Genomic DNA, 11077 nt, shown 5'->3' on the forward strand with positions numbered 1-11077 from the left:
GCCCCACGAGCGTCTCGGCGCTGAGCGCGGAGACCTCGGCATGCCCGGTGCGGTGCGCCCACCGGGCGACGGAGAGGGCGTCGCGCACCCGGAGCCGGTGCCAGGCCTCCGGCTCGCGCGGGTCGGACCCGTAGCCGTCGATGAACGCCTTCTCGAAGGCGTCGTTGCGGGTGAAGTCATGCGACGACAGCCGGCCGAGGTCGTAGAGCGCGGGACGGAAGCCGAACCGGCCGGTATCGACCACGCGCAGCGTGCCGCCGTCGATCACCCAGCTCGACGGCTGCCAGTCACCATGGCTCGGCCGCAGGACCGTGACCGGGGCCTCCCAGCCGTCGAGGTCCTCGCGGAGCCGCTCGGTGAGCTCGGCGTCCAGCCCGGCGTCGTCGAGCCAACCCACGGCGCGTTCGTTGATCTCGGCCTCGTAGTCCTCGTCCTCCACCCTCGCCTGGCCGTGGAAGGTCGCCAGCAGCTCGCCCGCCTGGTGGTAGATCTCGGGGTCGTGGATGGCGGCCGAGGTGCTGGCCGGCTCGCCGTCGAGATGGGTCGTCACGATGATCCGGGCGTCCCGGTCGGCCTGGACGAGGCTCGGCGCGCGCCCGGCTTCGGTCCAGGGCGCCAGCCAGCTGCGGAAGGCGGCGAGCTCACGGTCGATATGGCGTACGCCTTCTGCCGCGGCCTTCACCAGGAAGCGGTCCTCGCCGGAGGCGAGCACGAGAGCGGTGGTGCCGGCGCGACGCAGCTCGCTCCGGTCGGAGACCAGCTCTGCTCCGGGGAGCCACTGGTCGAGAAGGTCGCGCTGGACGGGGGTCAGGGTGTCGAGTGCCGAGGTCACGGGCGGATCCTGCCAGCGCGGTAAAGCCTTCCGGCACCGTGTCGCGGCCTCATGTCCGTGTTGTTGGCGCCTTGTGGGCGCCGCTTGGCTCAGATCGGCAGGACGACCTCGGCGTTGAACGTCTCGACCACGGGCTCACCGGCGATGTTGGGTCCGATGCTGGTCAGGGTCGCGTTGCCGATCGGGCCGATCCGCATCCAGGTCGCCGGCGGGGCGTTGAGCACCTGGCGTACGAACCAGGCGACCACGGACGCGTGGGTGACCAGCACGATCTCTTCGTCGTGGTGGTCGAACCAGAGCTTGTGCCACGCGGCGGTGAGCTCGGCTCCGTTGATGTCGCGCTCGGCCTCGGGGACGTCCTCGAACCACTCCCAGCGGTGGGTCGGGTAGTCACCGCGCCGTTCCTGCGACGGCACCGGGGTCCGGTCGGCGAGCAGGTCGGAGGCCGCCGCGCCGGCGCCGAGGTTCTCGGTGAGGATGCACGCGGTCTCGGACGTACGCCGGCTCGGGCCGTGCAGCACCTGACGGACCGGGCGGAAGGCCAGCCGGTTGGCGAGGGCCTGAACCTGGCTGCGGCCGAGCTCGGAGAGACCGGGATCGGCGGTGTCCTCGCCGACGGCTTCGCCGTGACGTACGAGATGGATCACGCCAAGGACCTTAATGTCTCCCGGCGTGAGGGGCGCGCAGACGCGCTCAGACGGTGAGCCGCTGCCGGATGATCTTGCGGCGCAGCGTCACCCGGCGGGTGCCGTCGGCGGTGATCCGCACCCGGTCGAGCTCCCAGCCGCCGTGCTCGGCACGCTCGACCAGGAGCTTGGCCACGATGTTGCGCGAGAACTCGCGCGAGAAGGTCACCTTGTCGTACTCCCACATCACTCCCGGGCGGGGTGGGCGGCGTTCGGCTCGGGCCAAGGCAGCACTCCTTCTGCTGGACTACTCAGGAGAACCAGTGTGCCGGAAGAGATGTTCCCGCGCGGGCGGTTAGACCGCCGAGACGTCGTCGAGCGCGAGCGCGATCTCGGGCGGCAAGGTGAGCTCGGCGACCTCGAGGGCCTCCTTGAGCTGGGCGGCCGTACGCGCTCCCAGGATCGGGGCGGTGACGCCCGGACGGTCGCGCACCCAGGCCAGCGAGACCTGCAGCGGAGTCCACTCCAGGCCCTCGGCGGCCTTGGCGACGGCGGTGACGATGCCGCGCGAGCGCTCGTCGTCGTAGGCGTCCACCCGGGCCGAGAACGTCGGGTCGGCCCCGCGGGAGTTCGAGGGGATGCCGGTGCGGTATTTCCCGGTCAGCACGCCACCGGCCAGCGGCGACCAGGCCAGCAGGCCCATGCCCATCGCCTCGGCGGCGGGCAGGACCTCGTATTCGACGTCGCGGGCGAGCAGCGAGTACTCCACCTGGGTCGAGGCCAGCGTCGCCCGCCCGGGCACGGACCGCTGCCAGGTCGCCGCCTGGGCGGTCTGCCACCCGGTGTAGTTGGAGACGCCGACGTAGGCGGTGCGGCCGCTGCTCAGCGCCATGTCGAGCGCCGAGAGGGTCTCCTCGAGCGGCACCTCGGGGGACCAGACGTGCACCTGCCACAGATCGACGTGGTCCACGCCGAGCCGCTTCAGCGAGGCGTCCAGACCGGTGAGCAGCCCGCCGCGGGAGGTGTCGACGCCGCGGTTGCCGCCGCGCCAGGTGATCCCGCCCTTGGTCGCCAGGACGATGTCGTCGCGGGCCACCGCACGCTCGGCGAGAAGCGTGCCGAGCAGCTTCTCGGAAGCCCCGTCGCCGTAGCCGGCGGCGGTGTCGACGAGCGTGCCGCCGGCCTCGGTGAAACCGGCCAGCTGCTCACGGGCCTCGTGCTCATCGGTCACGCTGCCCCAGGTCATGGTGCCCAGGGCGAGAGACGAGACTCGCAGCCCAGTGGCTCCGAGGAGTCGGCTCTGCATGAGGACAATCTATCCGGGTCCACCGCGAGGCCCCGGCCGGACACGCTGGCAGTGACGGTGGACACTCCGGCGGGGAGGCAGCCATCGGGGGCTGCGTACATGCCCCTTAGAGTTTGCGCCCGTGGATTATCTGCAGGCGATCGCACTGGGCATCCTTCAGGCACTCACCGAGTTCCTGCCCATCTCCTCCAGCGCACACCTGCGCATCTTCCCCGAGCTGCTCGGCTGGGGAGACCCTGGCGCGGCGTTCACCGCCGTGATCCAGATCGGCACCGAGCTCGCTGTGCTGGCCTACATGGGCAAGCACATCTGGAGCATCATCTCCACCTGGGCCCGCAGCCTCGTCAACCCGGAGCTCCGCAGCCACACCGACGCCCGGATGGGCTGGTTCATCATCGTCGGGTCGCTCCCGATCGTGATCATGGGGCTGTTGTTCCAGAACATCATCGAGAAGGACCTGCGCAGCCTCTACGTCGTCGGCACCATGCTCGTCGTGATGGGCATCGTGCTCGGTATCGCCGACCGGATCGGTGAGAACCGGAAGCAGTTCGACGACCTGTCCTGGCGCGACGCGATCCTGATGGGCTGCGCCCAGGCCTGTGCACTGATCCCCGGCGTCTCCCGCTCGGGGGCGACGATCTCGATGGGCCGCGCGCTGGGCTACGAGCGGGCCACGGCGACCGAGTACGCGTTCCTGCTGGCACTGCCGGCGGTCTTCGGGGCGGGCCTTTTCGAGATGAAGGACATCGCCCACGAGGACAACCTCTACGGCTGGGGTCCCACGATCGTGGCCACGATCGTCTCCTTCGTCCTCGGCTACGCAGTGATCGCCTGGCTGCTGAAGTACCTCTCGCGCAACACCTACACGCCGTTCGTGATCTACCGGGTCGTCCTCGGCCTCGCCGTTCTGGTGCTCCTCGGCGCGGGCGTGCTCACCGAGTGGTGATCGTGACAAACTCAGGCACGTGTCTGAGTCTGGCAAGAAGCCTGCCGTAACACCCGCTGCGATCGAGGAAGCCGCCGCGCGCACGATCGCCACGCGCACCGCGGTCGAGCGCTCGGTCAGACTCTCGGAGAGGTACGCCGCCGAGGTCCTCCTCAAGCGCGAGGACCTGCAGCTCGGACGGTCCTACAAGGTCCGCGGCGCCTACAACCTGATGAGCTCGCTGACTCCCGAGGAGCTCGAGCGCGGCGTCGTGTGCGCGTCGGCCGGCAACCACGCCCAGGGGGTGGCGATCTCGTGCGCCCGGCTCGGGGTGCCCGGCCACATCGTGGTGCCGACCAACACCCCCAAGCAGAAGCGCGACCGGATCACCGCCCTCGGCGGGTCGCACGTCACCCTGACCCTGCACGGCTCGACCTACGACGAGGCCTCCGCCTACGCCTACGAGCTCGGGCGCGGTCTCGGTGCCACCTACGTCTCGGCCTTCGACGACCCGCGCACGATCGCCGGGCAGGGCACGGTCGGCTACGAGCTGACCTCTCAGATCGCCGAGCCGCTGGACGTCCTGCTGCTGCCGGTCGGTGGCGGTGGCCTCGCCTCGGGTGTCGCGACCTGGGTGCGCGAGGTCTGGCCGCAGACCCGGATCATCGGCGTCGAGCCCGAAGGCGCCGCCTCGATGGCCGCTGCGTTCGAGGCAGGCGGGCCGGTGCGGCTGGACACGCTCGACACCTTCGTGGACGGGGCCGCGGTGGCGACCGCGGGGACGGTGACGTACCCGATCGTCAAGGAGTACGTCGACGAGCTCGTCTCGGTGCCGGTCGGCGCGATCTGCGTGGAGATGCTCGAGCTCTACCAGACCGAGGGGATCATCGCCGAGCCCGCCGGCGCCCTCGCGGTGGCGGCTCTGGGGCAGATCGACCTGGGTGGCGCCACGCGCGTCGGAGCCGTCCTCTCCGGCGGCAACAACGACGTCTCCCGCTACGCCGACGTGCTCGAGCGGGCGCTGATCCACCAGGGCCTGCGCCACTATTTCCTGGTCTCGTTCCCGCAGGCCCCGGGCGCGCTGCGCGGCTTCCTCGACGACGTGCTGGCCGACGGCGAGGACATCGTGGTCTTCGAGTACGTCAAGAAGTCCAACCGTGAGCACGGACCCGCGCTGATCGGCATCGACCTCGACTCCGCCGACGGTCTCGAGGGGCTGCTGGAGCGGATGGGCGCCAGCGACCTGCTCATCGAGCGGATCGAGCCCGACTCACCGCTGTTCACGTTCCTGCACTGATGCCCGTGTCAACCAAGGTCTTGGGGGTATCGCCGTCGTCGGCGCCATGATCGTCTCGGCGTGCTCCGGGGAGACTGTCGACGCCGGTGGCGATCCCGGCCGGATCACCCACCGCGCCGTCGCAGCGGTCGCGCTCGAGCACCTGCCGACCGACACCTCGACCCGGGCCGCTTCCTACACCGACGAGTCCACGCCGTCCGAGCAGGTCTCGGTCGACCTTCGCTACGGCGCCGACGGCGAGTACGACGGCGACCTGGTCAGCGTGGCCGTCTCGGCTCAGCCGCCCGCGGAGGGTCCATGCCGGCGCGAGCTCGAACAACACTGCCTCGACCTGCCGACCGAGGTGAAGAACGCCGAGATGCAGCTTCGCTGGACCGAGGAGGAGCCCGAGGAGGACCCCGGCAATGTCAGGATCGTGCTGCTGCGCGACGACGGTGAGACCGCCTCGATCGACTACTCCGGGCCCACGATCAGCGGCGACCCCCGCAGGCTCGCCATACCGATCAGCGTCGGGAAGCTGGTCGCCGTCGTCGAGGACCCACGGCTCCGCTACCAGGCGACCTCCTCGACCCTCGCCCTCGGCGAGGAGCTCGACGACTGGGCGGGCGGCGAGCCGGAGCCCGAGGCGTACGAGCTGGTGCGCAACACCGACCACGGCATCGCCCAGGCCTATGTCGGCGGCCGGGGCGGCTACGGCTACTACAAGGGCGTCATCCGGTCCCCGCTGCGCGAGCGGTTCGGCCCCGACGCCATCGGAGGGCGGCTGCTGCAGCGCTCTTCCCCTGACTTCACGGGCATGCCGGACGCTGACATCGACGTTCTCGCCGCGCAGTCACCGCCCGCTTGGATGACCCGTGAGCCCTGCTCGGCGCCGGCGCTGCGCGACCACTGCGTCACCACCAAGGGCGAGCGGGGCCCGCTCGTCTTCGCCTGGCAACCGGCCGAGGGCGACGACGCGGGCTGGGCGTGGATGATCTCGGTGCGCGAGAAAGAGGTCGTGGCGGTCCGCTACCAGGGTCCACGGATGCCGACCGGCTACGACGACGCGGCGATGCTCACCGAGTGGAACCAGGGCGAGCAGCTCGACTCGCAGGGCGGCGCGGCCGAGTCGGAGTTCGCCGACGACCTCTCCCTGTGGTGCGATCGGGAGCACCTCGAGGCCCGTCTGGTCAAGCAGCTCGACTAGTTGCGTAACGGTATGAATGGGGATTGCAGGGCGGACAAGCCGGGCCAGGTCCGTCAAACGTGAAATACTGGCCGCAATGAGTATCACCCCGCACCACGTAGCGTGGCTCGAAGCGAAAGCCGCGAAGTACGTCGAAGACGCACAGGTCTTCACAAGCGCGCGGAGCAGCGACCTTCAGGTCGGCGGGCTCACGGGGGAGCAGTGGGCCACCGTGTATCGAGCCGTGGCCTACGAGCTCCGGGAGTGCGCACGCGAGGCGGCAGAGCATCGGCAGCGCAGTTGGTGGCGCAGAGGGTAGTGACGCGGGTCAGAACCAGCCGGACCTGCGGAAGAAGATCCACATCCCGGCGATCACGCCACTCATCAGCAATAGCGCGAACGGGTAGCCGAACCTCCAGTCGAGCTCGGGCATGTGGGTGAAGTTCATCCCGTAGATCCCTGCGATCAGGGTCGGCACCACGATCATCGCCGCCCCTGCGGAGATCTTTCGCATGTCATCGTTCTGCTGCAGCGAGAGCTGGGCGAGGTGGGCCTCGAAGGCCGAGGAGAGCAGGGTCTCGAGGTTCTCGATCGACTCCACGATGGAGGAGAGGTGGTCGAGGACGTCGCGGAAGTACGGCCGCAGGTCGGGGTCGATCCCGCCCTCGCCGTTGGCGAAGCGGCGCACCGGCTCGCGCAATGGCATCACCGCGCGGCGTACCTCCGCGATCTCGCGGCGGAGCCGGTAGATCCGGGCTGAGTCGTGGGTGCGCTCGTCGGAGAAGACCGAGGTCTCGACCTCGTCGACATCCTTGGTGAGCTCGGTGGCGACGTCGACGTAGCCGTCGACGATGTAGTCGACGACGGCGTGGACGGCGGAGTAGGGACCTTCGTTGAGGAGCTGATCGTCGCTGGTCTCCAGCAGCTCGCGGGCCGGTGCGAGCCGCGAGCCGCGACCGTGACGGACCGTGATCACGTAATCGGGACCGATGAAGAAGGCGACCTCGCCGGTCTCGACGGCGTCCTCGGGGTCGACGTACCACAGCGTCTTGACGACCAGGAACATCCCGCCCTCGTAGCGCTCCAGCTTGGGCCGCTGGTGGGCGGTGAGAGCGTCCTCGACGGCGAGCGGATGCAGACCGAAAGCCTCGGCGACCTCCTCGAGCTCGTACTGGCTGGGCTGGTAGAGCCCGAGCCAGACGAAGTCGCCCTCGTCCTTCACGCCACTTCGGAGCGTGGCGTAGTCGTGCGGCGCGCAGTCGATCCTGTCCCGCGCGCCGGCGCGGTAGAGAGCGCTGTCGACGATCACGTTGTCAGGTTAGGCCATGCCGCCCGGCATCATGGGACGGCTTCACCGGTCAGGATAGGGTCGCCAGTCGTGGCGACGATGATCCTGGTGAGACACGGCCGTACGACGGCGAACGCAGCCGGCACGCTGGCCGGCCGGCTTCCCGGGGTGAGGCTGGACGAGAGCGGCGTGGAGCAGGCGAGCAGAGCGGCCGAACGGATCGCGGCGGTCCCGCTGGCGCTGGCGGTGACCAGCCCGATGGAGCGTTGTCAGCAGACGCTGTCGGTGATCCTCGAGGCTCGCGCAGAGCTGCCCACCGTCGTGGTCGAGGACGGTGTCTCGGAGTGCGACTACGGCGAGTGGCAGGGGGAGAAGATCACCACGCTGGCGCGTCGCAAGCTCTGGAAGACGGTGCAGACCCAGCCCTCCGCCGTCACCTTCCCCGGCGGTGAGTCGATGGCCGCGATGCAGGCCCGAGGAGTCGAGGCCGTACGCCGCCACGACGCCGCCGTCACCGCGGCGCACGGCGACTCGGCGGTCTGGCTATGCGTGAGCCACGGCGACCTGATCAAGTCGATCCTGGCCGACGCGCTCGGCATGCACCTGGACCTCTTCCAGCGGTTGCACGTCGACCCCGCATCGATCTCGGTGGTCCGCTACGGCGAGGGCCGTCCCTCGGTCCTGGCCACGAACACGCATGCGGGCGACCTGTCCTGGCTGGCCCCGAAGCCCTCGGCCAAGAAGGGACGCAAGCCGTCGCGCCGTCGCAACGACGACGCCGTCGTCGGTGGGGGCTCGGGTCCTGGAGACGGTTTGGACTCTGCTGGATAAGGTTTGTGGCATGCCTGTGATGCACGCCTTCGACCCGCCCGAACGATTCGTCGTCGGCACCGTCGGCGAGCCCGGAGCGCGTACGTTCTTCCTCCAGGCGCGTGAGGGAGCGCGGGTCGTCTCCGTGGCTCTGGAGAAGCAGCAGGTCACCGTGCTCGCCGAGCGGCTCGACGAGCTCCTCGACGAGGTGATGAAGTCGGCGCCCGCCGTGGTGCCGGCGATGGCTCCCTATGAGCTCGACGACAACGGCCCGCTGGAGCAGCCGATCGAGGAGGAGTTCCGCGCGGGCACGATGACGCTGGCCTGGGACCCCGACGAGGACAAGGTCGTCCTCGAGGTCTTCCCGATCAACGAGACCGAGATCATCGCCGAGGTCGACGAGACCGGCGCGCTGGTCGACGAGGACGCCGTGGCCGCCATCGAGCTGGACGAGCCGGAGCCCGACGAGGTGCTCCTGGTGCGGATCGCCCCGCGCAACGCCCGCGCCTTCGTCAAGCGTGCCGAGGCGGTGCTGGGCGCAGGGCGTCCCAACTGCCCGTTCTGCGGCAACCCGATCGACCCCGAGGGCCACCTGTGCGTCCGGGCGAACGGGTTCAAGCGCCGTGACCCGGTCTGATCCTGTGGACCCGGCCCCGGAGATCGAGCACGGTGCCTCCCGGAGCGACGGCGCCATGGAGCTCGTCGGGCGGCTGACGACGGCCTCCAACGCGACGTTCCTGGCCATCCTCGGTGAGACCGAGGTGGTCTACAAGCCGATCGCGGGGGAGCGGCCGCTGTGGGACTTCCCCGACGGGAACCTCGCCCATCGCGAGGTCGCCTCCTACCTCGTCTCCGAGGCGCTGGGCTGGTCGGTCGTCCCCAAGACCTGGCTCGGCGACGGGCCGCACGGCCCCGGGATGATCCAGCGCTGGGTTCACGCCGACGAGAGCGTCGAGCCGGTCACGATCGTGCCCGAGGGCGAGGTCCCCTCCGGCTTCCTGAGGGTCTTCGATGGCTTCGACGAGCAGGACCGGGTCGTCTCCCTGGTTCATGAGGACACGCCCGAGCTTCGGCGGATGGCGGTCTTCGACGCGATCACCAACAACGCCGACCGCAAGGGCGGTCACGTCCTGCCGGTCGCCGGTGGGCTTCGCTACGGCTGCGATCACGGGCTGACCTTCCACGACGAGCCGAAGCTGCGCACCGTCCTGTGGGGCTGGCAGGGGCTGGGTTTCTCCGACGAGGAGCTCTCCGGCATCCGGACGGTCCACGCGGGGCTGTCGGGTCCGCTGGGGCGGGAGCTGGCTGCGTACCTCTCGGGTCGGGAGGTCGAGGCGCTCGGGCTCCGCTGCGAGCGGCTGCTCGCCGAGGGGGTCTTCCCCCGACCGGGTTACGACCGGCATGTCATCCCGTGGCCTCCTTTCTGAGACACGTGAGGTCCGCCAAGTAGGCTGCACCCATGCGCGCATGGTCTGCACCCGATGTCCCAGAACTGTCCGTCAAAGGGCCCGAGGTGCAGCTCTATGACCATCAGCGGGACGCGGTCGTCCCGACACAGGGCCAGGGCCGCCGCTCGCTCTACGTCTGTGGCATCACGCCCTACGACGCGACCCACATCGGCCACGCCAACACCTACGTCGCCTTCGACCTGCTCCACCGGGCGTGGCTGAACGCCGGCTACGAGGTCGGCTACACCCAGAACGTCACCGACGTCGACGACCCGCTCCTCGAGCGGGCCGACAAGGTCGGGATCGCGTGGGAGGCGCTCGCCGAGCGCGAGACCGAGCTGTTCCGGCAGGACATGGAGGCGCTGCGCGTCGTTCCGCCGCAGAACTACATCGGCGCGGTCGAGTCGATCCCGCTGGTGCTCTCCCTGATCGGCGAGCTCGAGGAGGCCGGCGCGATCTACAAGGTCGACGACGACGTCTACGCCTCGGTGGCCGTCGACGACGCCTTCGGTGACGAGTCGCGGATGTCTCGTGAGGAGATGCTCGCGCTCTTCGGCGAGCGCGGCGGCGACCCCGAGCGGGCCGGCAAGAAGGACCCGCTCGACCCGCTGCTGTGGCGCGCCGAGCGTCCCGGCGAGCCGTCCTGGCCCTCGCCCTACGGCCCCGGCAGGCCCGGCTGGCACATCGAGTGCACCGCGATCGCGCTCGAGCACCTCGGTGCCGGGTTCACCGTCCAGGCCGGCGGCTCCGACCTGGTCTTCCCGCACCACGAGATGTCCGGTTCCCACGCCCGCTCCGCGGGCAAGGAGTTCGCCGAGATCTACACCCACGGCGGGATGGTGGCCTACGACGGCCACAAGATGTCCAAGTCGCGCGGCAACCTCGTCTTCGTCTCCGCCCTGCGCAACTCCGAGATCGACCCGATGGCGATCCGGCTGGTGCTCCTGGGCCACCACTACCGCGACGACTGGGAGTGGACCGACGCCAAGCTCTTCGACGCCGTCGACCAGATCGCCGAGTGGCGCAAGGCCGTGGCCCTGGGCCGCGGTGCCCCCGCGGCTCCGGTCGTCGAGACGGTGCTGGGCGCCCTGGCCGACGACCTGGATGCGCCACGTGCCGTCGAGGCCGTCGACGCCTGGGTCGCCGCGACTCTCGGTCAGGGCGGTCTTGCCGAGACCTCCGACGCTCTCGCCGGGGAGACCATCGCCAAGCTCGTCGACGCGGCGCTGGGCATCAAGCTCTGAGCCGAGACGTCAGATACGTCGGCCGAGACGTCACGGTCGTGGTCCCGCACGTGCAGTAAGGATCTCGCGGCGGCCCAACCCACCCCAAAACCCCCCCCCGCGAGACGGAGCGAAAGATCGCGAGGCGGGGGGGAGT

At 69.9% G+C, this 11077-nt stretch carries 12 protein-coding genes; 7 read left to right on the top strand and 5 right to left on the bottom strand.

The window, feature by feature from the left end; all coding sequences use genetic code 11:
* The 4 genes from ACFVJS_RS21685 to ACFVJS_RS21700 all read right to left on the bottom strand — a co-directional run.
* Window positions 1-832, bottom strand: an 832-nt coding sequence (locus ACFVJS_RS21685) for a phosphotransferase family protein (RefSeq protein WP_378884742.1), incomplete at its 3' end; no start/stop codon positions are given.
* Between the two features lie 89 nt (window positions 833-921).
* Window positions 922-1479, bottom strand: coding sequence for a histidine phosphatase family protein (locus tag ACFVJS_RS21690; RefSeq protein ID WP_378884744.1), 558 nt, complete (start codon window positions 1477-1479; stop codon window positions 922-924).
* A 46-nt stretch (window positions 1480-1525) separates the two neighbouring features.
* Complete coding sequence (locus tag ACFVJS_RS21695; RefSeq protein ID WP_206444247.1) at window positions 1526-1705, bottom strand: DUF5703 family protein; 180 nt, start codon at window positions 1703-1705, stop codon at window positions 1526-1528.
* A gap of 108 nt (window positions 1706-1813) precedes the next feature.
* Window positions 1814-2764, bottom strand: coding sequence for an aldo/keto reductase (locus ACFVJS_RS21700; RefSeq protein ID WP_378884747.1), 951 nt, complete (start codon window positions 2762-2764; stop codon window positions 1814-1816).
* A gap of 121 nt (window positions 2765-2885) precedes the next feature.
* Here ACFVJS_RS21700 and ACFVJS_RS21705 point away from each other — a divergent pair, with 121 nt between their 5' ends.
* From ACFVJS_RS21705 to ACFVJS_RS21715, 3 genes are read left to right on the top strand one after another with little or no spacing between them, the layout of a single operon-like run.
* Window positions 2886-3710, top strand: a complete 825-nt coding sequence (locus ACFVJS_RS21705; protein WP_378884750.1) for an undecaprenyl-diphosphate phosphatase — start codon at window positions 2886-2888, stop codon at window positions 3708-3710.
* Window positions 3711-3729: 19 nt separating this feature from the next.
* The gene (gene ilvA, locus ACFVJS_RS21710) at window positions 3730-4986 is read left to right on the top strand and encodes a threonine ammonia-lyase IlvA (protein ID WP_378884753.1); all 1257 of its coding nucleotides are present in this window, start codon (window positions 3730-3732) and stop codon (window positions 4984-4986) included.
* Window positions 4987-5032: 46 nt separating this feature from the next.
* Window positions 5033-6172, top strand: coding sequence for a hypothetical protein (locus ACFVJS_RS21715; protein WP_378884756.1), 1140 nt, complete (start codon window positions 5033-5035; stop codon window positions 6170-6172).
* A gap of 307 nt (window positions 6173-6479) precedes the next feature.
* Here the strand turns inward: ACFVJS_RS21715 and corA are convergent, their stop codons facing one another.
* Entirely contained in the window at window positions 6480-7460 is a 981-nt protein-coding gene (gene corA / locus ACFVJS_RS21720; protein WP_378884758.1) for a magnesium/cobalt transporter CorA, read from the bottom strand.
* Window positions 7461-7529: 69 nt separating this feature from the next.
* On the opposite strand from corA, the gene ACFVJS_RS21725 reads away from it, so the two are divergent.
* Genes ACFVJS_RS21725 through mshC form a run of 4 tightly spaced genes read left to right on the top strand, consistent with a single transcriptional unit; the run spans window position 7530 to window position 10941 of the window.
* A complete protein-coding gene (locus tag ACFVJS_RS21725; RefSeq protein WP_378884761.1) occupies window positions 7530-8270 on the top strand; it encodes a histidine phosphatase family protein in 741 nt (246 codons plus the stop codon).
* 10 nt (window positions 8271-8280) lie between these two features.
* A complete protein-coding gene (locus ACFVJS_RS21730) occupies window positions 8281-8886 on the top strand; it encodes a DUF3090 domain-containing protein (protein ID WP_378884764.1) in 606 nt (201 codons plus the stop codon).
* Window positions 8873-9676: an SCO1664 family protein gene (locus tag ACFVJS_RS21735; protein ID WP_378884766.1), complete on the top strand. Its 804-nt coding sequence runs from the start codon at window positions 8873-8875 to the stop codon at window positions 9674-9676. Before ACFVJS_RS21730 ends, ACFVJS_RS21735 begins: the two co-directional genes overlap by 14 nt.
* 32 nt (window positions 9677-9708) lie before the next feature.
* Window positions 9709-10941 carry a cysteine--1-D-myo-inosityl 2-amino-2-deoxy-alpha-D-glucopyranoside ligase gene (gene mshC, locus ACFVJS_RS21740; protein ID WP_378884769.1) on the top strand — a complete coding sequence of 411 codons (1233 nt, stop codon included), beginning with the start codon at window positions 9709-9711 and terminating at the stop codon, window positions 10939-10941.
* Window positions 10942-11077: the final 136 nt, after the last annotated feature.

The sequence above is a fragment of the Nocardioides sp. NPDC057772 genome (genome assembly GCF_042798075.1).
In the GTDB taxonomy this organism is placed as follows: Bacteria; Actinomycetota; Actinomycetes; order Propionibacteriales; family Nocardioidaceae; genus Nocardioides.